This window comes from Streptomyces sp. NBC_00523, from assembly GCF_036346615.1.
Lineage (GTDB): Bacteria > Actinomycetota > Actinomycetes > Streptomycetales > Streptomycetaceae > Streptomyces.
In genome coordinates this window covers 2,879,545-2,902,775 of the sequence record NZ_CP107836.1, presented here as the reverse complement: position 1 = coordinate 2,902,775, position 23,231 = coordinate 2,879,545, and the positions used below count along the sequence as shown (strand labels likewise).

Genomic DNA, 23,231 nt, shown 5'->3' with positions numbered 1-23,231 from the left:
CCCGGCCCTGACCCGGGCCGCGTCCCTCGCGGGGACCGCTGTCGTCCCGGCCCCTGGGCAACCAGGGGTGCGGCGGTCCCCGCGACTACCGTTCTACGCGCGCAGCTCCGGCGCGCTTCCCTCAGTACCTACGCGCGCAGCTCCGGTGCGTTCTCATCCGCGGCCCAGCTCCCCAGCAGCGCGATGCGCTCGGCGGTCTCCGAACCGGGCTCCGGGGTGTAGACGACCATCGAGAGATCCGGCTCACCGGGCACCGCCAGCGTCTCGTACGGCAGCGTCAGCGCGCCCACCACGGGGTGGGCCATCCGCTTCACGCCGTACGTCTTCGCCTTCACCTGGTGGTCCGCCCACAAACGCCGGAAGTCCTCGCTCTTCAGCGACAGCTCACCGACCAGCGCCGCGAGCTCCTTGTCGTCCGGGTGCAGCCCCGCGTCCAGCCGCAGATACGCGACCGTCTCCGCCGCCACCGCCGGCCAGTCCGGGTACAGCTCCCGCGCCCCCGGGGCCAGGAACGCCTGGCGCGGCATGTTCCGCTCGGCGGCGGACATGCGGGAGAAGCCGGAGAGGGCGTCCCCCAGCGCGTTCCACGCCAGCACGTCCATCCGGCGGCCCAGCACGAAGGCGGGCGCCCGGTCGAACATGTCGAGCAGCAGCCGCAGCCCCGGGCGCACCCGGCGCACCGAAGGGTCCGGTGCCTTACGGGCCCTGGGGCGCGCCACCGTCCGCAGATACGCGTGCTCCGTCTCGTCGAGCCGGAGCACCCGGGCTATCGCGTCGAGCACCGCGTCCGAGACGCTGGGCCCGCGCCCCTGCTCCAGCCGGATGTAGTAGTCGACGCTCACCCCGGCGAGCTGCGCCACCTCCTCTCGCCGCAGCCCGGGCACCCGCCTGCGGCCGTACGAGTTGAGCCCCACGTCCTCCGGGCTGATGCGGGCACGCCGTGAGCGCAGGAAGTCACCGAGTTCGCCGTCCATGGCCCGATCGTAGGAGAACGGTTTCCGCCCAGCCTGGTACTGGCAGACCCAGGAACAACGCATCCCTGGGTGCGAGGACCGGCCCGGCGCAGTGTGGTGCCCGAACCCGAACACCACACCAGGGAGCACCCCATGCAGTACGAGACCCTCGCCGACCGCACCGCCGTCATCACCGGAGCCGCCAGCGGCATGGGCGCGGCCACCGCCCGGCTGCTCGCCGCGCAGGGCGTACGGGTGGCGCTGCTGGCCCGCCGCGCGGAGCGGCTGGAAGAGCTGGCCGCGAAGATCACCGCGGACGGCGGCCGGGCCCTCGCCGTCGCCGCCGACGTCACCGACCAGGCGTCCGTGGACGCGGCGGCGGACCGGGTGCACGCCGCGTTCGGCCCGGTGGACCTGGTCGTCAACGCGGCCGGGGTGATGCTGCCGAACCCCGTGGACGCGGGGCGCGTGGACGAGTGGCAGCGCATGCTCGACACCAATGTGACCGGTGCGCTGCGCGTCATCCGGGCCTTCACCGCGGACCTGGTGGCGGCCGCCGCCGGGGGCCGCACCGCCGACCTGGTCAACATCTCCTCGATCGGCGCGCACATCACGTTCCCCAACTACGCGGTCTACGGCGCCACGAAGGCCGCGCTCACCTATCTGTCGGCCTCGCTGCGCACCGAACTCGGCCCGCGCGACGTCCGCGTCACCAACATCGAACCGGGCCTCACCGACTCGGAGCTGGCCGGGCACGTCGACAACGCGGAGCTCAGCGGCCAGCTGGACGGCATGTTCGAGGCGCTGGGCGGCCTGTCCTCCGACGAGATCGCGGACCTCATCGCGTACACCACGAGCCGCGCCCGCCACATCAACCTGCGCCAGCTGGTCATCCTGCCGACCCGTCAGGCGTGAGGCTCAGTCCTCCCAGTCGGAGTCCGTCCGCCGATTCTCGCGGCTCCGGAACAGCCGCCTGCCGTGCCCGGCCTGGAAGGCGTTGACGCCCACGATCCCGAGCCAGGCCACGACGAGCCCGCCGATGCCCGCGTTCGCGGCGCCGATCGCGGACAGCGGGACGGCCAGGACCAGCGAGACGATGCCGAAGCCGTAGCGCTCGCCGAAGTTCCCGGGCGGGCGCTCCGGGGTGCGCGCGCCCCGCGCGACGGCGGTCCGCTCCTCGGCGAGATGTCGCCGGACCCGGCGGTCGAGCGTGGCGTCGAGCCGCTGCTCCACCTTCTCCAGGAACGACTCGACGAGCGCGGAGTCGTAGTCGGCCCCCAGCTCGCTGCGGGCCTGCAAAGTCGCCTTGAGCTCCCTGTCGAGCTCGGTGTCGGGTGCGTCCATGGTTTTTACGGTACGGAGCCGGGGCCGCCCGGACAGTGGGGCTAGCCCCCCGGTTTCCGGGCTGTTCCGGTGGCCGGTCCGGGGCCGTGAAAGTCGTCGGTAACATCCGCCGCCGCCCGGGCGTGTAACTGATCAGAAGCAACAACACAGGCAGTGGCAGAAGCGGTACTCGGGCAGGGCGAGAAGACGGACGGGGGGCCATGACGGCAGGCAGTGAGGAAGTGGAGGCGTTCGACGCGTTCTACGCGGCGACCGCCAAACGCCTGGTCGCCACGGTGTACGCGATGACGGGCGACTTGGGGGAGGCGGAGGACGCGGTGCAGGAGGCGTATGTGAGGGCCTGGCAGCGGTGGGACAAGGTGTCCGCCTCCGGTGACCCGCTCCCGTGGGTGCGGACCGTGGCGGTGCGGCTGTCGATCAGTACCTGGAGACGGACGCGCGGCAGATTGCGGGCGCACTTCCGGCACGGGGTGCCCGCCGACGTGCCGGGGCTCACCGAGGACCGGGTGGCGCTGATGGGCGCGCTGGAGGAGCTGAACCGGGATCAGCGGCAGGCGGTGGTGCTGCACCACATGCTCGGCCTGCCCGTGGAGGAGGTGGCCCGGGAGACGGGGGCGTCGAACGGCGCGGTACGGACCCGGCTGCACCGGGCCCGCCGGATCCTCGGCGAACGGCTGGCCGACACCCCGGCCGTGACGGGGCGCCGGGTGACACGGGATGCGGCGGCGGAGCGGAATGCCACGGAGCGGAAGGGGCGGGTGCGGCATGGCTGAGGTCGAGGACCTGATCGAGGACGTCGCCCTGCGGCTGCCCGAGGCCGGGGACATCCGGGCCCGGGGGCAGCGGCGGCGCACCCGTGCCCGCGCGGTCCGGGGAGGCGCGGCGGGCGCGGTCGTCCTGGCGGCGGCCGCCGCGTGGGGCCTGCTCCTTCCGGCGGACGGCCCCGAGGCCCGGCAGACGGTCGCCACCACGACGGCCAACCCCTTCAAGGTGGACGGGGTGGTGGTGATGCGCCCGGCCGCCGAGCTCCCGGGGTACGCGACCTGGCACTGGAAGGAGACCACGAGCCTCCCGAAGGGCACCGGACCGAGCAGCGACGCCCTGCCCCAGGTGGGGCTCGACGGCGCCTGCCCCGCCTCCTTCGTCCCGGCGGACGAGCCGAGCCAGCAGCGGTACTCCGTGTTCTACACGGGCAGCGGCCACGCCCTGGCCCAGCACCGGGTCATCGCGTACGACGCGGAAGCGACCGCCCGGTCCCAGGTGACGGCGCTGCGCGGGGCGATGACGCGGTGCGGACTGCACTCCGCGACACCGACCGCGCGGGAGAAGGAGGAGGGCGGCGCGGTGTGGTCCGGCACGGTGGACGACGGCCGGACGCTCCGGGTCACCGTCCGGCGGTGGGAGTCCTGGGTGTCGGTCGAGGAGGTGCTGCAGGGGAAGCCCGCGGGCTGACCGGTCCGGCTCGTCCGGCTGACCCGCCCGGCTGCATATGGACATGCAGACACCTTGCTGGCTGAATGGATTCGTCGGCGCCGGGCCGCGGCGCGGCGGATCTACCGAGGGGACAGGATGAGCGGGAGCAGCCCGGCCGCACGGTTGCAGGAGCTGTTCGAGGGGCGCCGGCTCACGCCCACGCAGCGGCGCATCGCCCACTCGATGGTGCGCAGGGCCGGAGACGCCCCGTTCCTCTCCAGCGTCGAGCTCGCGGAGCTGGCCGGGGTCAGCCAGCCCTCCGTCACCCGGTTCGCCGTCGCCCTCGGCTTCGACGGCTACCCCGCGCTGCGCAAGCACCTGCGCGAGGTCACCCCGGCCGGGGCGGAGGCGGGCGAGGGCGACGAGACGTACAACGAGTACCAGCAGGCGGTGCTCGGGGAGATCGAGAACCTGCGCCACCTGGCCGAACTCCTCGCAGATCCGGGCCCCGTCGAGCGGGCGGGCCGACTGCTCGCCGCGTCCCGTCCGCTACCGGTGCTCGGGCTGCGCGCGGCGTCCTCGCAGGCGCGCGGCTTCGGGTACTTCGCGGCGAAGGTGCATCCGGACGTGCGGGTGCTGGACGAGGGCGGCAGCATGCTGCACGACCGGATCGACGCCGCCCGGCGGGCCGGGGCGACCGCGCTGATCTGCTTCGCGCTGCCCCGCCACCCGCGCGAGGTCGTGGACGCCCTGGCGTACGCGCGCGGCCGGGGGCTCACGGTGGTGTCGGTGGCCGACTCCGCGTTCGCGCCGGTGGCCCGCCACAGCGACCTGCTCATCCCGGCCGCCGTCGGCACCGGCCTCGCCTTCGACACCGCCTGCGCCCCGATGCTGCTGGGCCGGGTCCTCCTGGAGGCCATGTGCGACGCCCTCCCCGACGCCCAGGCCCGCCTGGAGGAGTTCGACGCGGGGGCGGCGGCGCGGGGGCTGTTCGTGGAGTAGTGCGGAATATCCAGCCCGTCCGGCGTGTGACGACGGAACCCCGCGCCCGGGACCGGGGCATGGGGCGGAGACCGGCGACCCGGTCCCGCGCCCCGGCGGCGGAGCCGCCCCCTCAGACCTCCAGGTCCGCCTCGATCTTCTTCAGCTGGTGGCGGGCCATGGCCAGGTTGGCGCGGCTGCCGTCGAGGACCAGGTAGAGGAACAGGCCGTTGTTGCCGCGGGTCTTGAGGAGGCGGATCAGGTGGTACTGGGTGCCCAGGGTGATCAGGATGTCCTCGATCTCGTCCTTGATGCCCAGGTGCTCCATGGTGCGGAGCTTGGCGCGTACGACGTCGGTGTTGCCGGCCGCCGCGACCTCCAGGTTGAAGTCCTTGCCGCCGCCGAGGGTGCCCAGCGCCATGCCGCTCGTGTAGTCCACGAGGGCGACACCGGTGGTGCCCTCGATGGACGACATCGCTTCCTTGAGTGACGCTTCGGTGTTCGCCATGAGTGGTGCTCCCTTTCTCTGACCGGCCACTGCGGCCGGTTCCGTTGCGTGGTGCGGGTGGTGCCGGTGGTTCCGCTGAGGCTCAGGTAGGGCGCTGCGGGAGGGCGCCCGGCTGCTGCGGGGCGCGGGGCGCGGGGGCCGGCTGCGGGGCCCGGGCCAGGGCGCGGTCGATCAGTTCGCCGATGCGGGAGCCGGCCCGGCGGCCCTCCAGATGGAGCCGGCCGACGTTGATCCGGTCCTCGGCGAGCAGGGTCAGGACGGCCTGGGACCCTGCGGCGTACGTTGCGACGTAGCCCGCCTCACCGCGCACGAGCAGTTCGCGGAAGCCGTTCCGCCCGGTCGCCTCGGTCATCCGGATCGCGACGCCGAGCGCGGCGGCGGTGAGGGCGGCGACCCCCTCGGCCTCCACGCCCGGGGTGTCGTGCGCCAGGACGAGCCCGTCGGTGCTGGCCGCCAGCGCGCCCGAGAGGAGCGGGACCCGTGCCCGTAACCGCTGGAGTTCGGCGAGGACGTCCTGCGCTTCGGCTTCGGGCACCATCAGCTGTCTCCTTCCGGCACGCTGTCTGAGCGCGCGTATCACAGGGCCTCCAATGCGTCTCGGAGCCGGCGCAGCAGGGCGACGTCGGGGTCGGCCGTGACCTCGGGGAACGCGATCCGGCCCGGGTCCGGGGCGCCCGGGGCCGCCGGCGCGACCGGCTCGACCAGTCCGGCCGCCGCGAGCCGCCGCAGGTCGACCAGGACGTGGAACGCCGACCTGCCGAGCTCCTGCGCGATGCCGGTGGCCGTGCGCACCCCGTCCACGCGCTCCAGCACGCGGCCCCGGCCCACCGGCACGGGTGCGTCGGACGGCCGGCCCGTCCGCGTCAGTGGGGCGGTGTCCACCGCCGCGTCCGGCCAGATCCGGTCCAGCAACTCGCGGCGCCGCAGGGTCTCGCGCTGCACGGCGTCCACCGGGACCGGCCGCACGGGGCCGATCCAGTGCGCGACCCCGTACCGGAAGCGCGCCGGGGTCCGGGTCGGCGCGAGGGCGAAGAAGGCCGCGTCGTACAGGGCGCCCAGGTGGCACAGCTCCAGCGCGCCGCCCGGCACCCGTCCGCTGTCCACGAGATGCCGGCCGACCCGCTGCCCCGCCCCCGCCTCGGCGACCGCGTCCCACCAGCCCTCGCGGCGCAGCGCACCGCCCCGGGTGAGCAGGACGTCGATCCCGGGCGTCGCGGGGGACTCGGCGTGGACGACCTTGCCGTCGGCGAGGTACAGCGTGCCCCGGTCGCGCATCAGGGCGCCGGTGGCCCGTTCGGCGGCCAGCCGCTGGAGCATCGGGGAGAGCACGGGCGCCGCGGTCTCGTCCGCGAGGGCGGCGGCGGTCATGCGAGGACCAGCCGCTCGGCGATCTCGCCGATGCGTATCCGGGCCAGTGCGAGGTTGCCCTCGGCGCGGTCCAGCCACAGGTGGAGGAAGACGCTGCTGTCGAAGTCCGTCTCCACGAACCGGAGGATGTGGTACCCGGCGCGGGTGGTCACGATGACGTCCTCGACCGGGGGAGCGCTCCCGGTCCCGCCCGCCGCCGGCTCCGGCGAGCCGAGGGCGAAGGCGGGCTGTTCGGCCGCCATCCGGGCCACCTCCGCCGTCTCCGCCGCGGTGGCCTCGTGATCGCCGTTGGGCGAGTCGCCGACGGTGCCGAGGGCCAGACCGCTCGTCCAGTCGACAACGGCGGCGCCCCTGGCACCGGGCAGTCTCATGACGTCGAGCAGGCACTCGTCGATTCCGGGCACGCGGATTCCCCTCCGACACGGTGTTCGGCTGTGACCCTGAGGTTACGCATCGTGCTCTCTCCTGGTGGAGGTTCTGGCATTTTCCATCGGTACATGCGGGCGGGTGGTGGAGAATGCCCCGCCACGTACGGCTTGTGACGTGCCGGGAAGCCTCGCGGCCCCGCCTGTTGACTGGGCGTATTCATCGGCTCAAGATGTGAATAGAAAAATCACAGTCGCGAGGAGGCACCGCCATGTCAGGACCCCGCCCCGTACGGGCGCCGCGCGGTACGGAACTGACCGCCCTGGGATGGCAGCAGGAAGCCGCCCTGCGGATGCTCCAGAACAACCTCGACCCCGAGGTCGCCGAGCACCCCGACAAGCTCGTCGTCTACGGCGGCACGGGCAAGGCGGCCCGCGACTGGCGCTCCTTCGACGCGATGGTCCGTACGCTGCGCACGCTCAAGCAGGACGAGACGATGCTCGTCCAGTCCGGGCGGCCGGTCGGCGTCATGCAGACGCACGAGTGGGCGCCGCGCGTCCTGATCGCCAACTCCAACCTGGTCGGCGACTGGGCGAACTGGGAGGAGTTCCGCCGCCTGGAGGCGCTCGGACTCACCATGTACGGCCAGATGACCGCCGGTTCCTGGATCTACATCGGCACCCAGGGCATCCTCCAGGGCACCTACGAGACCTTCGCCGCCGTCGCCGCGAAGAAGTTCGGCGGGACGCTGGCCGGCACGATCACCCTGACCGCCGGGCTCGGCGGGATGGGTGGCGCCCAGCCGCTCGCCGTGACCATGAACGACGGCGTCGCGATCTGTATCGACTGCGACCCGCGCGCCATCGAGCGCCGCATCGAGCACCGCTACCTGGACGTGAAGGCCGAATCGCTGGAGCACGCCCTCCAGCTCGCCGTCGAGGCCCGCGACGCCCGCCGCCCGCTCTCCATCGGTCTCCTGGGCAACGCGGCGGAGCTGCTGCCCCGGATGCTCGCCGAGGGCGCCCCCGTCGACATCGTCACCGACCAGACCAGCGCGCACGACCCGCTGGCCTACCTGCCGGTCGGCGTCGACTTCGATGACATGGCCTCGTACGCCGCCGAGAAGCCCGCCGACTTCACCACCCGCGCCCGCGAGTCGATGGCCCGGCACGTCGAGGCGATGGTCGGCTTCATGGACGCCGGCGCGGAGGTCTTCGACTACGGCAACTCGATCCGGGGCGAGGCACAGCTCGCCGGATACGAGCGGGCCTTCGACTTCCCCGGCTTCGTCCCCGCCTACATCCGCCCGCTGTTCTGCGAGGGGAAGGGCCCGTTCCGCTGGGCGGCCCTGTCCGGCGAGGCGTCCGACATCCACAAGACGGACAAGGCGCTGCTCGAACTCTTCCCGGAGAACGAGTCCCTGCACCGCTGGATCAGGATGGCCGGCGAGCGCGTCCACTTCCAGGGCCTGCCCGCCCGCATCTGCTGGCTCGGCTACGGCGAACGCGACCGGGCCGGCGAGCGCTTCAACGACATGGTGGCGAGCGGTGAACTCGCGGCGCCGCTGGCGATCGGGCGCGACCACCTGGACTGCGGGTCCGTCGCCTCCCCGTACCGCGAGACCGAGGCCATGCTCGACGGCTCCGACGCGATCGCCGACTGGCCGCTGCTGAACGCCATGGTCAACGTGGCGTCCGGCGCCTCCTGGGTCTCCCTCCACCACGGCGGCGGGGTCGGCATGGGCCGGTCCATCCACGCCGGACAGGTGACCGTCGCCGACGGCACGCCGCTGGCCGGCGAGAAGATCCGGCGGGTGCTGACGAACGACCCGGGCATGGGGGTGATCCGGCACGTGGACGCGGGGTACGACATCGCGGACGCGGTGGCTTCGGACAAGGGTGTGCGGGTGCCGATGCGGGAGGGCGACGCGTGACGGGCCCGGATGCGCCCGGGGGTGGTGCGGGGCCTTCGCAGGGTGCGGGTTCCGTTGTGCCCACCCTCCCCCACAGCCTTGAAGGCGTGGGAGGTGCCCCCCTCGCCCTGCGGAACGAATGCCCACAACAAGGCTTCCAGGCCATGTGGGCTGAGCTTGCGCCCATCGGGCGGCACCCCGACAGCGGGGGGTACCGGCGGTACGCATGGACCGGGGCCGACGCCGAGTGCCGGGAGTGGTTCCGGGCGCAGGCCGAGGTGCGGGGGCTGACGGTCGAGGTCGACCGGAACGGCAACCAGTGGGCCTGGCTCGGAGACCCGCTCGCCGGGGACGCCGTCGTCACCGGCTCGCACCTCGACTCCGTGCCCGACGGCGGCGCCTTCGACGGGCCGCTCGGCGTCGTCTCCTCGTTCGCCGCGCTCGATGAACTCCGCCGCAGGGGAGTGGAGTTCGCCAAGCCGCTGGCCATCACCAACTTCGGTGACGAGGAGGGCGCCCGGTTCGGCCTCGCCTGCGTCGGCTCCCGGCTCGCCGCCGGACAGCTGACCGTCGAGGCCGCGCACCGGCTGCGCGACGCGGATGGCGTCACCCTTCCGCAGGCCATGGCCGCCGCCGGGCACGACCCCGACGCCATCGGCCCCGACCCCGAACGGCTCGCCCGGATCGGCGCCTTCGTGGAGCTCCACGTCGAGCAGGGCCGCGCCCTCGACCTCTCCGGCGACCCCGTCGGCATCGCCTCCGCGATCTGGCCGCACGGGCGCTGGCGATTCGACTTCCGGGGCGAGGCCAACCACGCGGGCACCACCCGGCTCGCCGACCGCCGGGACCCGATGCTCACGTACGCCGAGACCGTCATCGCCGCCCGGCGGGAGGCGGAACTCGCGGGCGCCCTCGCCACCTTCGGCAAGGTCGCCGTCGAGCCCAACGGGGTCAACGCGATCCCGTCCCTCGTGCGCGGCTGGCTCGACTCGCGCGCCGCCGACCAGGACACCCTGGACGCCGTCGTCGCCGCCGTCGAGCGCGCCGCCCGGGAGCACGCGGAGCGGGCCGGCATCGGCCTCGACGTCGTCCGCGAGTCGTTCACGCCCGTGGTCGAGTTCCGGCACGCCCTGCGCGACGAACTGTCCACCCTGCTCGAGGGCTCCGCCCACGCCACCGGGCGCCCGGTCCCCGTGCTCGGCACCGGCGCCGGGCACGACGCGGGTATTTTGTCCGCTTCGGTCCCGACCGCCATGCTGTTCGTACGGAACCCGACCGGGATCTCGCACTCGCCGGCCGAACACGCCGCCGAGGACGACTGCGTGGCCGGGGTCATCGCACTCGCCGACGTACTGGAAGGTCTCGCGTGCCGCTGACGACGGAGGCGACGGGCACACCCGTCACCGAGACGTACTGGCTGTCCCACGCCTGGCTCGGCACCCATGTCGAGCCGGGCGTCGCCCTGGACGTGGCCGACGGGCGGATCGCCCGCGTACGCACCGGAGTGGAAGCGGCCCCGCCCGGCGCCACCGCGCTGCGCGGGCTCACCCTGCCCGGCCTGGCCAACACCCACTCGCACGCCTTCCACCGCGCCCTGCGCTCCACCGTCCAGGTCGGCTCGGGCACCTTCTGGACCTGGCGCGAGACCATGTACCAGGTCGCGTCCCGGCTCACACCCGACAGCTACTACGCGCTCGCCCGCGCCGTGTACGCGGAGATGGCGCTCGCCGGCATCACCGCGGTCGGCGAATTCCACTATCTGCACCACGCGCCCGGCGGCACGCCCTACGACGACCCCAACGCCATGGGCGAGGCCCTGATCGCGGCCGCCCGCGCGGCCGGCATCCGGATCACCCTGCTCGACACCGCCTACCTCTCCGCCGGATTCGGCTCCGGGCCCGACGACCACCGCGAACCCGACCGCCACCAGGCGCGCTTCAGCGACGGGACCGCCGACGCCTGGGCCGAACGCGCCGCCCTCCTCAAGGGCGACGACCACACGGTCATCGGCGCCGCCGTCCACTCCGTGCGGGCGGTCCCGGCCGGGCAGCTCTCCACCGTCGCCCGCTGGGCCGAGGAACGGCAGGCCCCCCTGCACGTCCACCTCTCCGAGCAGACCGCCGAGAACGACGCCTGCCTCGCCGCCCACGGACGCACCCCGGCCCGGCTCCTCGCCGACCACGGCGTCCTCGGACCCCGCACCACCGGCGTCCACAACACCCACCTCACCGACGAGGACATCGCCCTCCTCGGCTCGACGTCCACCGGCACCTGCATGTGCCCGACGACCGAACGGGACCTCGCCGACGGCATCGGCCCCGCGGCCGCCCTCCAGCACGCCGGCTCCCCGCTCTCGCTCGGCAGCGACAGCCACGCGGTGATCGACCTCTTCGAGGAGGCCCGCGCGATGGAGCTCAACGAACGCCTGCGCACCCGCAGGCGCGGCCACTGGACGGCCGCCGCCCTGCTGCGCGCCGCCTCCGCCGACGGCCACGCCGCGCTCGGCCGGCCCGAAGCGGGCGTCCTCGAAGCAGGCGCCCCCGCCGACCTGGTGACCATCGCGCTCGACTCCGTCAGAACAGCGGGACCGGTGCCCCGGCTGGCAGCGGAGACCGCCGTATTCGCCGCCTCCGCCGCTGATGTCCGCCACACCGTGGTGGCGGGGCGCCACCTCGTACGCGACGGACGGCACACGCTGGTGGACGACGTCCCGCAAGCCCTCGCCCAGGCCATCGGCGCGCTGCGGCCCTGAGCGGCAAGGCACCCCCCAGGGCCTGTCCGGCGCACACCCCCCGGCTCCCACGCAAGGAGAGCAGTCCCCCGATGACGACGACCGCCATCACCCACATCTCCGCACTGGTCACCAACGACCCCTCCCTCGGCGACGGGTCCCCCCTCGGGCTGGTCCAGGACGCCGCCGTCGTCATCGAGGGCGACCGCGTCGTCTGGACCGGTGCGTCCAGCAAAGCACCCGCCACTGACAACGCCGTCGACGCGGGCGGCCGGGCCGTGATCCCCGGCTTCGTGGACTCGCACTCGCACCTGGTCTTCGCGGGCGACCGCACCCAGGAGTTCAACGCCCGGATGTCCGGCCGGCCCTACAGCGCGGGCGGCATCCGCACCACCGTCGCCGCCACCCGCGCCGCGACCGACGAACAGCTCTCCGCCAACGTCGCCCGCTACCTCGCCGAGGCGCTGCGCCAGGGCACCACCACCTTCGAGACCAAGTCCGGCTACGGCCTCACCGTCGAGGACGAGGCCCGCGCCCTGCGCGTCGCCGCCCGCCACACCGACGAGGTCACCTTCCTCGGCGCGCACATCGTCTCCCCGGACTACGCCGACGACCCCGCCGGATACGTGGACCTGGTCACCGGACCGATGCTCGACGCCTGCGCCCCGTACGCCCGCTGGATCGACGTCTTCTGCGAGCGCGGCGCCTTCGACGGCGACCAGGCGCGGGCGATCCTCACCGCGGGCCGCGCCCGGGGCCTGCATCCCCGGGTCCACGCCAACCAGCTCGGCCACGGACCCGGCGTCCAGCTCGCCGTGGAGCTCGACGCCGCGTCCGCCGACCACTGCACCCACCTCACCGACGCGGACGTGGACGCCCTGGCGCAGTCGGACACCGTCGCGACGCTGCTGCCCGGCGCCGAGTTCTCCACCCGCGCCGCCTGGCCGGACGCCCGCAGGCTGCTCGACGCGGGCGCCACCGTCGCCCTGTCCACGGACTGCAACCCGGGCTCCTCGTTCACCTCGTCCGTGCCGTTCTGCGTCGCCCTCGCCGTGCGGGACATGGGCATGACCCCGGACGAGGCCGTCTGGTCCGCCACGGCGGGCGGTGCGGCGGCCCTGCGGCGCGACGACGTGGGCCGCCTCGCCCCGGGCGCCCGCGCCGACCTGGTGGTCCTGGACGCGCCCAGCCACGTCCACCTCGCGTACCGGCCGGGCGTGCCGCTGGTCCACGAGGTGTGGCGGGCCGGCGCACGCGTGGTCTGACCTCCGGAAGGACCCCGGAACGCGGAAGGACCTGCCCCGTCCGGGGCAGGTCCTTTCCCGCTGTCCGCGCGCACGGGGGGCGCGGGACGCGTCCTACTCGTCCAGCGTCAGGCCCCTGCGGAGCTTGACCAGGGTGCGCGAGAGCAGTCTCGACACGTGCATCTGGGAGATGCCCAGCTCCTCGCCGATCTCCGACTGCGTCATGTTGGCGACGAACCGGAGCGAGAGGATCTGGCGGTCGCGGCCCGGCAGCGAGGCGATGAGCGGCTTCAGGGACTCGACGTACTCGATGCCTTCGAGCCCGTGGTCCTCGTAGCCGATCCGGTCGGCCAGCGCGCCCTCGTGCTCGTCCTCCTCGGGCTTGGCGTCGAGCGAGCTCGCGGTGTACGCGTTGCTCGCGGCCATGCCCTCCACGACCTCGTCACGGGTGAGGCCGAGGCGGTCGGCGAGCTCGCCCACGGTGGGCGCCCGGTCGAGCCGCTGGGCGAGCTCGTCGCCCGCCTTGGCCAGGTCGAGCCGCAGCTCCTGCAGGCGGCGCGGGACGCGCACGGACCAGCTGGTGTCGCGGAAGAAACGCTTGATCTCGCCGACGATGGTCGGCATCGCGAAGGTCGGGAACTCGACGCCCCGGCTGAGCTCGAAGCGGTCGATCGCCTTGATCAGGCCGATCGTGCCGACCTGGACGATGTCCTCCATCGGCTCGCTGCGGGAGCGGAAGCGGGACGCGGCGAACTTGACCAGGGCCAGGTTCAGCTCGACGAGGGTGTTGCGTACGTAGGCGTACTCCGGCGTGCCCTCTTCGAGGGTCTCCAGCCGGGTGAAGAGCGTCTTCGACAGGGCCCTGGCGTCCAGCGCCCCCACCTCGGTGTAGGGCGGGATCTCGGGAAGGCCCTCGAGTCCGTCGAGCTCTTCGGTGGGTGATTCGGTCAGTCCCTGAGGACATGCCGACGGCGCGTTGGGGGTACGCGGTACGTCGAGCCGGGGTGACATGCGGTCTCCTCCATCGTTCTCGGCATATGGCTGCCGATGCCCATACGTGTTCCTGCGGTGAAGCGGCGCCTCCGAAGCCGGTCGCGTTTTTTGGGGTCCCTCTACCCTTACCCGCTAGCCATGACTCGGTACAACCTCCAATTGCCCGGCTATGTCCGCTTTGTTGAGGTCTCTGGCTACCGCGTGGCGCACGGAACGCGTACTGTTCCAAGAACATCAGTGACAGCTGTGCACGCATCCGCACGTGCGGTGATGCGGACAGTGACGAGCGGTGAAGAGGGACGGGCATGGACCGCGGGACGGTCGGCAGTGCGAACCGGGGTCGGCTTCAGGTCGAGGTCCGGACTGAGGGGCGCAGCGAGGTGGTGACGCCTGTGGGTGAGCTCGATCACCACACGGCGGATCTGCTGCGCGAGCCGCTGGAGAGCGCGGTCGAACACGGGCGTGCGCGCCTGGTGGTCGACTGCTCGCGACTCGACTTCTGTGATTCCACCGGGCTGAACGTGCTGCTCGGTGCCCGCCTGAAGGCGGAGGCAGCCGGGGGAGGGGTTCATTTGGCCGCGATGCAGCCCGTGGTGGCGCGGGTCTTCGAGATCACGGGGGCCGAGGCGGTATTCACCGTTCACGCGTCCCTCGCGGAGGCCCTGGAGACCTGACCGGGCCGCGCTCCGGCGTCCCCGGCCGCCTCGTCCGTCGCGTGGGTTACGCGATCCGCGAAGCGGTAAGGGGTGTCGTCTCGGTTCGGCCGGGCAGGAGATCTTGCGGCGAGCCCGGGCGGCCTGGCTCTCCGTGCCCGTGCGGTTCCTGTATCAGTGTCCGTATCGGTATGCGTATCGGTATTTGTAGTCGTATCTGTTCTGTTCAATGGTTCGTGTCCGTCCAAGGGCGACATGGTGAATCGGTGAGGTGAAGCGCTGATGAGCACCACCCGGCAGCATCCGCCGGGCGACCTCGGCCGCGAGCCGGAGGGCGCGGGCGTTTCCTCCGCCGAGCCCGTCCGGCCGGCCGAGGCCGCCGAGCGGCAGTGGCGCACGCTGTCGTTGCGGGAGGCCACCGGCATCGTGCCGACGGCCCGTGATTTCGCCCGTCAGGCTCTCCACGACTGGGGCTGGCTCCCCGGGTCCAGCGCCGACCGCCGCGCCGCCGCGGAGGACGTCCTGCTGGTCGTCTCCGAGCTGGTCACCAACGCGTGCCTGCACGCGGGCGGCCCCGACGAGCTCCGGATCGCCCGCAGCGCCAAGGCGCTCCGCGTGGAGGTCGCCGACGGCGGTGCGGGCCAGCCCGCGCCGCGCACGCCGCACCGGGCCGGGCGGCCCGGCGGCCACGGCATGTTCATCGTGCAGCGGCTCTGCCTGGACTGGGGAGTCGTACGGGTGCCGGGCGAGCCCGGCAAGACCGTGTGGGCGGAGCTGGCCGCTCCGGCGTAACGGCCCGGCACTCTCCGGACGTACGGAAGGGGCCCCGCACCGACGCGTCGGTGCGGGGCCCCTTCCCGTTTTCCGTACGGGATACGGAATCAGTGCACGTCGCCCATGTGCTGGGCGACCTTCTTGCGGTACATCCAGATGCCCACACCGGCGATGAGGGCGAGGACCACCTCGAAGACGACGGAACCCGTGGTGTTCAGGTCGACGCCGATGGGCGGAGCCGTGAGCAGCCCGGTCAGCGAGTCGCCCGCGGTCACCGCGAGGAACCACACGCCCATCATCTGCGAGCTGTACTTCGCGGGAGCCATCTTCGTGGTGACCGACAGGCCGACCGGCGAGAGGCACAGCTCCGCGACGGTCTGGATGAAGTAGATCGCCACCAGCCACATCGGGCTGACCTTGCCGCCGTTGGCGGCGGTGTCGATCAGCGGGATGAGGAAGACCGCGAAGGAGATGCCGATCAGCACGAGGCTGGAGGCGAACTTGACGGCGGTGCTCGGCTCCTTGCCGCGCTTGTTCAGCCACAGCCAGCCCGAGGCGACCACGGGGGCGATCGCCATGATGAAGATCGGGTTCAGCGACTGGTACCAGGACGTCGGGAAGTCGAAGCCCAGCAGGTGGTTCGTGGTCGAGTTCTCACCGAAGATCGACAGGGTCGAGCCGTTCTGGTCGTAGATCATCCAGAAGACGGCGGCGACCACGAAGAACCAGATGTAGCCCGAGAGCTTGGACCGCTCGGTCGTCGTCAGCTCCTTGTCGCGCTTCATGCGCGCCAGGACCGCGACCGGGATGACCAGACCGGCGATGCTCAGCGGCACCGTGGACCAGTCGGCGAAGTTGCCGGTGACGGCCATCAGGCCGTAGACGACGGCCGCGACGATCAGCCAGATCAGGCCCTTGCGCAGGGCCGACTGCTTCTCCTGCTCGGTGGCCGGCGTCGAGACGACGTCGCTCTGCGGGCTCAGGTGGCGGGTGCCGAGCATGAACTGGGCGAGACCCAGGGCCATGCCGAGCGCCGCGAGCGCGAAGCCGAAGTGCCAGTTGACGTTCTCGCCGACGGTGCCGATCGACAGCGGGGCGAGGAAGGCGCCCACGTTGATGCCGATGTAGAACAGCGTGAAGCCACCGTCACGGCGCGGGTCCTCCGGGCCGTCGTAGAGGTGGCCGACCATCGTGGAGATGTTGGCCTTCAGCAGCCCGGAACCGAGCGCCACGAGCACCAGGCCCGCGAAGAAGGTCACCGAGTTCGGCACGGCCAGCGTGATGTGCCCGAGGATGACGACGGCGCCGCCGATGGCGACCGTCTTGCGCGGTCCCCAGAAGCGGTCGGCCATCCAGCCGCCGGGCATGGCGAGCAGGTAGACCATCGCCATGTAGACCGAGTAGATCGCCGTCGCCGTGGTGGCGTTCATGTGCATGCCGCCGGGCGCGATCAGGTACAGCGGGAGCAGTGCCTTCATGCCGTAGAAGCTGTATCGCTCCCACATCTCGGTCATGAAGAGCGTGGCCAGGCCCCGGGGGTGGCCGAAGAAGGTCTTCTCGCCACCAGCGGTGCTCGACGGGTCCTTCGTCAGGCTGGACGCCATGATCGATCCTTGTGTGCTCGGGACGCGGCGCCGCTGAGAAGCGGGTACGCGCCCGGTGGGGGGAGGCCGGCACCGCCGCGGGTACGCCCTTCCGCGACGGGATCCACACCCGGAGCGCCGTCATCGGCGGTCCGGGCCCGGCCCACAGGTCATTCACTGAACTTCCGGGCCGGCGGGTACCGGCCCCGCACACAAAAGAGACCCTTGGCGCTCAGAGCTGCCCAAAGGTCCTTGAGTAGTGCAATAGGCGTTGGGACACCATACGACACGACAGAGCCCGATATGAAAGGACTTGAGACATGGATCACAGGTCCAGGGGCAACCACACTCGCATATTCGAAGGTCCTACCGGTAACGGCACCCAGTCCCGCAGGGCTCCTGGATCGCCTCCCTAGCCGTCCGCCGCGCGGACTACCATCAGTGCATGACCCGTGTACTGCTCGCCGAGGACGACGCATCCATCTCGGAGCCGCTGGCCCGCGCCCTGCGGCGGGAGGGTTACGAGGTCGAGGTGCGGGAAGACGGACCGACCGCGCTCGACGCCGGACTCCAGGGCGGCATCGACCTGGTCGTGCTCGACCTGGGGCTGCCCGGCATGGACGGCCTCGAAGTCGCCCGCCGGCTGCGTGCCGAGGGTCACACCGTGCCGGTCCTGGTTCTGACCGCCCGCGCGGACGAGGTGGACACGGTCGTCGGGCTCGACGCGGGCGCCGACGACTACGTCACCAAGCCCTTCCGCCTCGCCGAGCTCCTCGCCCGGGTCCGGGCCCTGCTGCGGCGCGGCGCCACCGAGCCCGCCCCCCAGCCCGCCACGCACGGCGTCCGCATCGACGTCGAGTCGCACCGGGCCTGGATGGGCGAGGAGGAGCTGCAGCTCACCGCGAAGGAGTTCGACCTCCTGCGGGTCCTCGTCCGGGACGCGGGCCGGGTCGTCACCCGCGACCAGCTGATGCGCGAGGTCTGGGACACCACGTGGTGGTCGTCCACCAAGACGCTCGACATGCACATCTCCTGGCTCCGCAAGAAGCTCGGCGACGACGCGGCGAACCCGCGCTACATCGCCACGGTCCGGGGCGTCGGCTTCCGCTTCGAGAAGAGCTAGGACCTGTAGCGTCCCTGCTGTCCGACCTGTCCGACCCGAGCCGACTGACGTACAGAAGCAGGCATGCGCCGACGACTGATCAATTCGACCCTCGCCGTCGTGCTCGTGGTGATCGCCGTCTTCGGCGTCTCCCTCGTCATTGTCGAGACCCGCACCATCAGCAGCAGCGCCCAGGAGAGCGTCGACTCCGAGGCGCTGCGGCTGATCAGCGTCATCGAGAGCCGGCTCCTGGGCTCCGAGCGGATCAACCCCGCGGTGCTGGCCGAGCAGATCGACGACAAGCGCTACGCCCTGGTCAAGATGCCGGGACGCGCCCCCATCGAGGTCGGCGAGCGCCCCGGCGGCAGCGTGATCACCGCCACCGAGACGGGTGAGAACGGCGAGACGGTCACCGTCGAGGAGTCCCGCTCCGCCGTCACCCGCGAGGTCGGCCGCACCCTGATGATCATCGGCGCGGTGGCGCTGCTGGCCATCGTCTCCGCCGTCCTCCTCGCCGTACGCCAGGCCGACAAGCTGGCCTCGCCGCTCACCGACCTCGCGGAGACCGCCGAACGCCTGGGCTCCGGCGACCCCCGCCCGCGCCACAAGCGGTACGGGGTGCCCGAGCTGGACCGCGTCGCCGACGTCCTGGACTCCTCCGCCGAGCGGATCGCCCGGATGCTCACCGCCGAACGCCGGCTCGCCGCGGACGCCTCCCACCAGCTGCGTACGCCGCTCACGGCCCTGTCCATGCGGATCGAGGAGATCTCGCTGACCGACGACCCGGAGACCGTGAAGGAGGAGGCGCACATCGCCCTCGCCCAGGTCGAACGGCTCACGGACGTGGTGGAGCGGCTGCTGACCAACGCCCGGGACCCCCGGACGGGCTCGGCGGTCGTCTTCGACCTGGACGAGGTCGTCAAGCAGCAGATCGAGGAGTGGCGCCCGGCCTACCGTGGCGAGGGGCGCGCCATCGTCTGCTCCGGCAAGCAGGGACTGAGCGCCGTGGGCACCCCGGGCGCGGTCGCCCAGGTCCTGGCCGCGCTGATCGAGAACTCGCTCATGCACGGCGGCGGTACGGTCGCGCTGCGCACGCGGGTCACCGGCAACCAGGCGGTCATCGAGGTCACGGACGAGGGCCCCGGCGTCCCGGCGGACCTGGGAGCCCGGATCTTCGAGCGGACCATCAGCGGCCGCAACTCCACGGGCATCGGCCTCGCGGTCGCCCGCGACCTCGCCGAGGCGGACGGCGGCCGCCTGGAACTCCTTCAGCAGCAGCCCCCGGTCTTCGCCCTCTTCCTGAGTCGCATGGCCCAGCCGAGAGAGGAACCGGAACGCCCGGTGCGGTAATGCCGGCTACCGACGCGCCGGATCCACCTCGACCCGCACCGCGGGCGCGGGCACCGTCACCAGGGCCTCTTTGTCGGCAACGCCCTCCGAAGGCGCGGGCAGCGCCTTGAAGACCCACGTCCGGTAGGACCAGAAGCGGAACAGCGTCGCGACGCCGATCCCGACGATCTTGAAGACGTTGCTCTGGACCGGGGTGTCCCAGCCGAACCCGTACGTCGCCACGTACAGCACGCCGGTCTCGATCACCGCGCCCACCGCGCTGAACAGCAGGAACAGGGTCAGCTCACGGGTGCGGCCGGTCTTGTCGCGGTCGCGGTACGTCCAGTGGCGGAAGCCCACGTAGTTGCAGAGGATCGCCACGAACGTGGCGAGCAGCCCGGCCCGCACGGTCGGGATCTCCGTGTACCGCCACAGCAGGTTGGACACGGCGATGTTGACCACCAGGCCGACCACGCCGACCACGCCGAACTTGGCGACCTCCCGGGCCAGCAGCTCCAGCCGGGCCCGCAGTGCGCCTCGCTCGCTCATGTGATCGCTCAGTCCGTCCGTAGGTCCCGCTCCATGTTCCGTCAACCCGGCCATGCTAACCAGGACACCCGCCGGACGCCTGTGCGTACGCGAACGTGTGAGGTGGGCCCCGCCCCCGGCCACGGGCGCGGGCGGGCGGTGCGGATACCCTGGGGGCGTGACGTTCCCGGTAGTCGGCATGGTCGGTGGCGGTCAGCTCGCCCGTATGACCCACGAGGCGGGCATCCCCCTCGGCATCAAGTTCAAGCTCCTCAGCGACACCGCTCAGGACTCCGCGGCCCAGGTGGCGGGTGAGGTCGTCGTAGGCGACTACCGCGACCTGGAGACGCTGAGGGCCTTCGCGCGCGGCTGTGACGTGATCACCTTCGATCACGAGCACGTGCCCACCGAGCATCTGCGGGCCCTGGAGGCGGACGGCATTCCCGTGCGCCCCGGCCCCGACGCTCTGGTGCACGCCCAGGACAAGGGGGTGATGCGCGCGAAGCTCACCGAGATCGGCGCGCCCTGCCCCCGCCACCGCATCGTGAAGGACCCGGCCGACGTCGTGGCCTTCGCCGCGGAGGGCGGTGGCTTCCCGGTCGTCCTCAAGACCGTGCGCGGCGGCTACGACGGCAAGGGCGTCTGGGTGGTCCGCTCCGAGGCGGACGCGGCCGAGCCGTTCCGGGCCGGTGTCCCGGTGCTCGCCGAGGAGAAGGTCGACTTCGTACGGGAGCTGGCGGCCAACATCGTCCGCTCGCCGCACGGCCAGGCCGTGGCCTACCCGGTCGTCGAGTCCATCCAGGTCGACGGCGTCTGCGACACGGTGATCGCCCCGGCGCCCGAGCTGGACGAGGGCCTGGCGGGCGAGGCCCAGCAGCTCGCGCTGCGCATCGCCTCCGAGCTGGGCGTCGTCGGGCACCTCGCGGTCGAGCTGTTCGAGACCCGCGACGGCCGCATCCTGGTCAACGAGCTGGCCATGCGCCCGCACAACTCCGGCCACTGGACCATGGACGGCGCGATCACCTCGCAGTTCGCCAACCACGTCCGGGCGGTCCTCGACCTCCCCCTCGGCGACCCGCGCCCCCGCGCCCCCTGGACGGTCATGTGCAACGTCCTCGGCGGCGACTACCCGGACATGTACCAGGGCTACCTGCACTGCATGGCGCGCGACCCGCAGCTCAAGATCCACATGTACGGCAAGGACGTGAAGCCCGGCCGCAAGGTCGGCCACGTCAACACCTACGGCGACGATCTGGCGGACGTGCGCGAACGCGCCCGGCACGCGGCCGACTACCTGCGAGGAACGATCACCGAATGACTTCCCCCGCCTCCGCCGCCCCGGTCGTCGGCATCGTCATGGGCTCGGACTCCGACTGGCCCGTCATGGAAGCGGCGGCCAAGGCCCTGGACGAGTTCGGCATCCCGTACGAGGTCGACGTCGTCTCCGCCCACCGCATGCCCCGCGAGATGATCGCGTACGGCGAGAACGCGGCGGGCCGCGGCCTCAAGGCGATCATCGCGGGCGCGGGCGGCGCCGCCCACCTGCCCGGCATGCTCGCCTCGGTCACCCCGCTGCCGGTCATCGGCGTGCCGGTCCCGCTGAAGTACCTGGACGGCATGGACAGCCTGATGTCCATCGTCCAGATGCCCGCCGGCATCCCCGTCGCCACGGTCTCCATCGCCGGGGCGCGCAACGCCGGTCTGCTGGCCGTCCGCGTCCTGGCCGCCGCCGACCCCGAGCTCCAGGGCCGGATGACGGAGTTCCTGGGCGACCTCAACGACCAGGCCACCGAGAAGGGCAAGCGGCTGCGCCAGAAGGCGGCGGGCGCGGAGTCCTTCGGCTTCGGAAAGTAGGCACCATGACGGACCGACTGGACCGGTCCCGGGAACTCCTCGCCGAGTACCCGGTGGTCGACGGCCACAACGACCTGCCGTGGGCGCTGCGCGAGCAGGTCGACTACGACCTGGCCGTACGCGACATCGCCACCGACCAGTCGGCCCACCTGCACACCGACATCCCCCGGCTCCGCGCCGGGGGCGTCGGCGCCCAGTTCTGGTCCGTCTACGTGCGCTCCGACCTCGCGGGCGACGCCGCCGTCAGCGCGACGCTGGAACAGATCGACGTCGTCGCCGAGCTCCTGGAGCGCTACCCGGCCGATCTCCGGCGCGCCCTGACCGCCGACGACATGGAGGCCGCCCGCGCCGAGGGCCGGATCGCCTCCCTGATGGGCGCCGAGGGTGGCCACTCCATCGCGAATTCGCTGGGCACCCTGCGCGGGCTGCACGCGCTGGGCGTCCGCTACATGACGCTCACCCACAACGACAACATCGCCTGGGCGGACTCCGCGACGGACGAGCCCGGCGTGGGCGGCCTCTCGCCGTTCGGCCACGAGGTCGTCCGCGAGATGAACCGCACCGGCATGCTGGTCGATCTCTCGCACGTCGCGGCGACGACCATGCGCGACGCGCTCGCCACCTCCGAGGCGCCGGTGATGTTCTCGCACTCCTCGTCGCGCGCTGTCTGCGACCACCCGCGCAACATCCCCGACGACGTCCTCGCGCAGCTCCCGGCCAACGGCGGCATCGCCATGGCCACCTTCGTACCGAAGTTCGTCCTGCCGGAGGCCGTCGCCTGGACGCGGGCCGCCGACGAGAACCTGCGCGCGCACGGGCTGCACCACCTGGACACCACCGAGCGCGCGATGAAGCTGCACGCCGCGTTCGAGGCTGCGACCCCGCGCCCCGTCGCGACCGTGGCCACCATCGCCGACCACCTCGACCACATGCGCGAGGTCGCGGGCGTCGACCACATCGGCATCGGCGGCGACTACGACGGCACCGCGTTCCTCCCGCAGGGCCTGGAGAGCGTCGCCGGCTACCCGAACCTGATCGCGGAGCTGCTGCGCCGGAACTGGTCCGCCGCCGACCTGGCCAAGCTCACCTGGCAGAACGCCGTACGGGTGCTGCGCGCCGCCGAGGACGTGGCGCGGGACCTGCGCACCCGGCGCGGCCCGTCCCACGCCACGATCGAACAGCTGGACGCCCCGGCGGCCTGAGCCACCGGGGCGCCCTTCTCAGCAGGTTTTCAACAGGCGCAGAGGCAGAACGGGTGCCCCGCCGGGTCCGCGTAGACCCGGAAGGTGCGCTCCCGGTCGTCCGCCTCCAGCACCGTCGCGCCCAGCGCCAGCACCTCCCGCTCCGCCGCGTCCAGGTCGTCCACGGTCAGGTCCAGGTGGAACTGCTGCGAGGCGTCGGCGCTCGGCCACTTCGGCGGTACGAAGCCGGGCGCGGCCTGGAAGGCGAGCGGGGCGCCCGCGCCTCCTTTGAGGTCCACCCAGTCCTCCTGCTGCTCGACCGTGCCGCCGATCAGCGCCGCGTAGAAGTTCGCCAGGGCGATGGGGTCGGGGCAGTCCAGGACGACGGCACCCACTGCGGCCAGGGCCATGTTT

Annotated in this window: 25 protein-coding genes; 15 read left to right on the top strand and 10 right to left on the bottom strand. The window is 72.4% G+C overall.

The features are described from left to right. Nucleotides 1-128 precede the first annotated feature (128 nt). Nucleotides 129-974: a helix-turn-helix transcriptional regulator gene (locus OHS17_RS12990; protein WP_330312293.1), complete on the bottom strand. Its 846-nt coding sequence runs from the start codon at nucleotides 972-974 to the stop codon at nucleotides 129-131. Nucleotides 975-1,106: 132 nt separating this feature from the next. On the opposite strand from OHS17_RS12990, the gene OHS17_RS12985 reads away from it, so the two are divergent. After that, on the top strand, nucleotides 1,107-1,868 hold the full coding sequence (locus OHS17_RS12985; protein WP_330312292.1) for an SDR family oxidoreductase: 762 nt from the start codon (nucleotides 1,107-1,109) through the stop codon (nucleotides 1,866-1,868). A 3-nt stretch (nucleotides 1,869-1,871) separates the two neighbouring features. Here OHS17_RS12985 and OHS17_RS12980 read toward each other — a convergent pair whose 3' ends face one another. Beyond that, on the bottom strand, nucleotides 1,872-2,297 hold the full coding sequence (locus OHS17_RS12980) for a hypothetical protein (protein WP_330312291.1): 426 nt from the start codon (nucleotides 2,295-2,297) through the stop codon (nucleotides 1,872-1,874). 200 nt (nucleotides 2,298-2,497) lie between these two features. On the opposite strand from OHS17_RS12980, the gene OHS17_RS12975 reads away from it, so the two are divergent. The 3 genes from OHS17_RS12975 to OHS17_RS12965 all read left to right on the top strand — a co-directional run bounded on the left by OHS17_RS12975 (nucleotide 2,498) and on the right by OHS17_RS12965 (nucleotide 4,712). Beyond that, entirely contained in the window at nucleotides 2,498-3,070 is a 573-nt protein-coding gene (locus OHS17_RS12975; RefSeq protein WP_330312290.1) for a SigE family RNA polymerase sigma factor, read from the top strand. Continuing rightward, the gene (locus OHS17_RS12970) at nucleotides 3,063-3,749 is read left to right on the top strand and encodes a hypothetical protein (protein ID WP_330312289.1); all 687 of its coding nucleotides are present in this window, start codon (nucleotides 3,063-3,065) and stop codon (nucleotides 3,747-3,749) included. The genes OHS17_RS12975 and OHS17_RS12970 overlap by 8 nt, the downstream gene beginning before the upstream one ends. A 117-nt stretch (nucleotides 3,750-3,866) precedes the next feature. Then, nucleotides 3,867-4,712: a MurR/RpiR family transcriptional regulator gene (locus tag OHS17_RS12965; RefSeq protein ID WP_330312288.1), complete on the top strand. Its 846-nt coding sequence runs from the start codon at nucleotides 3,867-3,869 to the stop codon at nucleotides 4,710-4,712. Nucleotides 4,713-4,824: 112 nt separating this feature from the next. Here the strand turns inward: OHS17_RS12965 and OHS17_RS12960 are convergent, their stop codons facing one another. The 4 genes from OHS17_RS12960 to OHS17_RS12945 all read right to left on the bottom strand — a co-directional run bounded on the left by OHS17_RS12960 (nucleotide 4,825) and on the right by OHS17_RS12945 (nucleotide 6,971). Then, nucleotides 4,825-5,199, bottom strand: coding sequence for a hypothetical protein (locus tag OHS17_RS12960; protein WP_018104045.1), 375 nt, complete (start codon nucleotides 5,197-5,199; stop codon nucleotides 4,825-4,827). An 82-nt stretch (nucleotides 5,200-5,281) separates the two neighbouring features. Then, nucleotides 5,282-5,737: a roadblock/LC7 domain-containing protein gene (locus tag OHS17_RS12955; RefSeq protein ID WP_018104044.1), complete on the bottom strand. Its 456-nt coding sequence runs from the start codon at nucleotides 5,735-5,737 to the stop codon at nucleotides 5,282-5,284. Nucleotides 5,738-5,775: 38 nt separating this feature from the next. Beyond that, on the bottom strand, nucleotides 5,776-6,567 hold the full coding sequence (locus tag OHS17_RS12950; RefSeq protein ID WP_330312287.1) for a transcriptional regulator: 792 nt from the start codon (nucleotides 6,565-6,567) through the stop codon (nucleotides 5,776-5,778). Then, nucleotides 6,564-6,971: a hypothetical protein gene (locus tag OHS17_RS12945; RefSeq protein WP_018104042.1), complete on the bottom strand. Its 408-nt coding sequence runs from the start codon at nucleotides 6,969-6,971 to the stop codon at nucleotides 6,564-6,566. The genes OHS17_RS12950 and OHS17_RS12945 overlap by 4 nt, the downstream gene beginning before the upstream one ends. Nucleotides 6,972-7,204: 233 nt before the next feature. Between OHS17_RS12945 and hutU the strand changes: the two genes are divergently transcribed. The 4 genes from hutU to hutI all read left to right on the top strand — a co-directional run bounded on the left by hutU (nucleotide 7,205) and on the right by hutI (nucleotide 12,841). Then, complete coding sequence (gene hutU / locus OHS17_RS12940; protein ID WP_330312286.1) at nucleotides 7,205-8,866, top strand: urocanate hydratase; 1,662 nt, start codon at nucleotides 7,205-7,207, stop codon at nucleotides 8,864-8,866. A gap of 143 nt (nucleotides 8,867-9,009) precedes the next feature. Further along, the gene (locus tag OHS17_RS12935) at nucleotides 9,010-10,221 is read left to right on the top strand and encodes an allantoate amidohydrolase (RefSeq protein ID WP_330312285.1); all 1,212 of its coding nucleotides are present in this window, start codon (nucleotides 9,010-9,012) and stop codon (nucleotides 10,219-10,221) included. Next, complete coding sequence (locus tag OHS17_RS12930) at nucleotides 10,212-11,597, top strand: formimidoylglutamate deiminase (protein ID WP_330312284.1); 1,386 nt, start codon at nucleotides 10,212-10,214, stop codon at nucleotides 11,595-11,597. Before OHS17_RS12935 ends, OHS17_RS12930 begins: the two co-directional genes overlap by 10 nt. A gap of 71 nt (nucleotides 11,598-11,668) precedes the next feature. Then, the gene (hutI, locus tag OHS17_RS12925; RefSeq protein ID WP_330312283.1) at nucleotides 11,669-12,841 is read left to right on the top strand and encodes an imidazolonepropionase; all 1,173 of its coding nucleotides are present in this window, start codon (nucleotides 11,669-11,671) and stop codon (nucleotides 12,839-12,841) included. 93 nt (nucleotides 12,842-12,934) lie between these two features. Here hutI and OHS17_RS12920 read toward each other — a convergent pair whose 3' ends face one another. Continuing rightward, nucleotides 12,935-13,831, bottom strand: a complete 897-nt coding sequence (locus tag OHS17_RS12920; RefSeq protein ID WP_330312282.1) for an RNA polymerase sigma factor SigF — start codon at nucleotides 13,829-13,831, stop codon at nucleotides 12,935-12,937. A gap of 287 nt (nucleotides 13,832-14,118) precedes the next feature. Between OHS17_RS12920 and OHS17_RS12915 the strand changes: the two genes are divergently transcribed. Both OHS17_RS12915 and OHS17_RS12910 read left to right on the top strand, forming a co-directional pair. Then, nucleotides 14,119-14,487: an STAS domain-containing protein gene (locus OHS17_RS12915; protein ID WP_330312281.1), complete on the top strand. Its 369-nt coding sequence runs from the start codon at nucleotides 14,119-14,121 to the stop codon at nucleotides 14,485-14,487. Between the two features lie 261 nt (nucleotides 14,488-14,748). Then, complete coding sequence (locus OHS17_RS12910; RefSeq protein ID WP_330312280.1) at nucleotides 14,749-15,258, top strand: ATP-binding protein; 510 nt, start codon at nucleotides 14,749-14,751, stop codon at nucleotides 15,256-15,258. Nucleotides 15,259-15,347: 89 nt separating this feature from the next. On the opposite strand, the gene OHS17_RS12905 is transcribed toward OHS17_RS12910, so the two are convergent. After that, nucleotides 15,348-16,844: a peptide MFS transporter gene (locus OHS17_RS12905; protein WP_330312279.1), complete on the bottom strand. Its 1,497-nt coding sequence runs from the start codon at nucleotides 16,842-16,844 to the stop codon at nucleotides 15,348-15,350. Nucleotides 16,845-17,268: 424 nt separating this feature from the next. Here OHS17_RS12905 and OHS17_RS12900 point away from each other — a divergent pair, with 424 nt between their 5' ends. Continuing rightward, nucleotides 17,269-17,946: a response regulator transcription factor gene (locus OHS17_RS12900; RefSeq protein WP_018104033.1), complete on the top strand. Its 678-nt coding sequence runs from the start codon at nucleotides 17,269-17,271 to the stop codon at nucleotides 17,944-17,946. Between the two features lie 63 nt (nucleotides 17,947-18,009). Next, on the top strand, nucleotides 18,010-19,275 hold the full coding sequence (locus tag OHS17_RS12895) for an ATP-binding protein (protein ID WP_018104032.1): 1,266 nt from the start codon (nucleotides 18,010-18,012) through the stop codon (nucleotides 19,273-19,275). 6 nt (nucleotides 19,276-19,281) lie between these two features. Here the strand turns inward: OHS17_RS12895 and OHS17_RS12890 are convergent, their stop codons facing one another. Then, nucleotides 19,282-19,803: a GtrA family protein gene (locus tag OHS17_RS12890; RefSeq protein WP_330312278.1), complete on the bottom strand. Its 522-nt coding sequence runs from the start codon at nucleotides 19,801-19,803 to the stop codon at nucleotides 19,282-19,284. A gap of 157 nt (nucleotides 19,804-19,960) precedes the next feature. On the opposite strand from OHS17_RS12890, the gene OHS17_RS12885 reads away from it, so the two are divergent. The 3 genes from OHS17_RS12885 to OHS17_RS12875 are packed head-to-tail and all read left to right on the top strand — an operon-like array spanning nucleotide 19,961 to nucleotide 22,838. Then, complete coding sequence (locus tag OHS17_RS12885; RefSeq protein WP_161208324.1) at nucleotides 19,961-21,100, top strand: 5-(carboxyamino)imidazole ribonucleotide synthase; 1,140 nt, start codon at nucleotides 19,961-19,963, stop codon at nucleotides 21,098-21,100. Further along, entirely contained in the window at nucleotides 21,097-21,636 is a 540-nt protein-coding gene (purE, locus tag OHS17_RS12880; protein WP_093708538.1) for a 5-(carboxyamino)imidazole ribonucleotide mutase, read from the top strand. Before OHS17_RS12885 ends, purE begins: the two co-directional genes overlap by 4 nt. A gap of 5 nt (nucleotides 21,637-21,641) precedes the next feature. After that, a complete protein-coding gene (locus OHS17_RS12875) occupies nucleotides 21,642-22,838 on the top strand; it encodes a dipeptidase (RefSeq protein WP_330312276.1) in 1,197 nt (398 codons plus the stop codon). A 29-nt stretch (nucleotides 22,839-22,867) separates the two neighbouring features. Here the strand turns inward: OHS17_RS12875 and OHS17_RS12870 are convergent, their stop codons facing one another. Beyond that, on the bottom strand, nucleotides 22,868-23,227 hold the full coding sequence (locus OHS17_RS12870; RefSeq protein ID WP_330312275.1) for a VOC family protein: 360 nt from the start codon (nucleotides 23,225-23,227) through the stop codon (nucleotides 22,868-22,870). Nucleotides 23,228-23,231 lie beyond the last annotated feature (4 nt).

Excerpts from the sequence above, each read along its gene's own strand:
- OHS17_RS12990 (WP_330312293.1), bottom strand. The coding sequence starts at position 974 with ATGGACGGCGAACTCGGTGACTTCCTGCGCTCACGGCGTGCCCGCATC.
- OHS17_RS12985 (WP_330312292.1), top strand. The coding sequence starts at position 1,107 with ATGCAGTACGAGACCCTCGCCGACCGCACCGCCGTCATCACCGGAGCC.
- OHS17_RS12980 (WP_330312291.1), bottom strand. The coding sequence starts at position 2,297 with ATGGACGCACCCGACACCGAGCTCGACAGGGAGCTCAAGGCGACTTTG.
- OHS17_RS12975 (WP_330312290.1), top strand. The coding sequence starts at position 2,498 with ATGACGGCAGGCAGTGAGGAAGTGGAGGCGTTCGACGCGTTCTACGCG.
- OHS17_RS12970 (WP_330312289.1), top strand. The coding sequence starts at position 3,063 with ATGGCTGAGGTCGAGGACCTGATCGAGGACGTCGCCCTGCGGCTGCCC.
- OHS17_RS12965 (WP_330312288.1), top strand. The coding sequence starts at position 3,867 with ATGAGCGGGAGCAGCCCGGCCGCACGGTTGCAGGAGCTGTTCGAGGGG.
- OHS17_RS12960 (WP_018104045.1), bottom strand. The coding sequence starts at position 5,199 with ATGGCGAACACCGAAGCGTCACTCAAGGAAGCGATGTCGTCCATCGAG.
- OHS17_RS12955 (WP_018104044.1), bottom strand. The coding sequence starts at position 5,737 with ATGGTGCCCGAAGCCGAAGCGCAGGACGTCCTCGCCGAACTCCAGCGG.
- OHS17_RS12950 (WP_330312287.1), bottom strand. The coding sequence starts at position 6,567 with ATGACCGCCGCCGCCCTCGCGGACGAGACCGCGGCGCCCGTGCTCTCC.
- hutU (WP_330312286.1), top strand. The coding sequence starts at position 7,205 with ATGTCAGGACCCCGCCCCGTACGGGCGCCGCGCGGTACGGAACTGACC.
- OHS17_RS12935 (WP_330312285.1), top strand. The coding sequence starts at position 9,010 with ATGTGGGCTGAGCTTGCGCCCATCGGGCGGCACCCCGACAGCGGGGGG.
- hutI (WP_330312283.1), top strand. The coding sequence starts at position 11,669 with ATGACGACGACCGCCATCACCCACATCTCCGCACTGGTCACCAACGAC.
- OHS17_RS12920 (WP_330312282.1), bottom strand. The coding sequence starts at position 13,831 with ATGTCACCCCGGCTCGACGTACCGCGTACCCCCAACGCGCCGTCGGCA.
- OHS17_RS12915 (WP_330312281.1), top strand. The coding sequence starts at position 14,119 with ATGGACCGCGGGACGGTCGGCAGTGCGAACCGGGGTCGGCTTCAGGTC.
- OHS17_RS12910 (WP_330312280.1), top strand. The coding sequence starts at position 14,749 with ATGAGCACCACCCGGCAGCATCCGCCGGGCGACCTCGGCCGCGAGCCG.
- OHS17_RS12905 (WP_330312279.1), bottom strand. The coding sequence starts at position 16,844 with ATGGCGTCCAGCCTGACGAAGGACCCGTCGAGCACCGCTGGTGGCGAG.
- OHS17_RS12900 (WP_018104033.1), top strand. The coding sequence starts at position 17,269 with ATGACCCGTGTACTGCTCGCCGAGGACGACGCATCCATCTCGGAGCCG.
- OHS17_RS12895 (WP_018104032.1), top strand. The coding sequence starts at position 18,010 with ATGCGCCGACGACTGATCAATTCGACCCTCGCCGTCGTGCTCGTGGTG.
- OHS17_RS12890 (WP_330312278.1), bottom strand. The coding sequence starts at position 19,803 with ATGAGCGAGCGAGGCGCACTGCGGGCCCGGCTGGAGCTGCTGGCCCGG.
- purE (WP_093708538.1), top strand. The coding sequence starts at position 21,097 with ATGACTTCCCCCGCCTCCGCCGCCCCGGTCGTCGGCATCGTCATGGGC.
- OHS17_RS12875 (WP_330312276.1), top strand. The coding sequence starts at position 21,642 with ATGACGGACCGACTGGACCGGTCCCGGGAACTCCTCGCCGAGTACCCG.
- OHS17_RS12870 (WP_330312275.1), bottom strand. The coding sequence starts at position 23,227 with ATGGCCCTGGCCGCAGTGGGTGCCGTCGTCCTGGACTGCCCCGACCCC.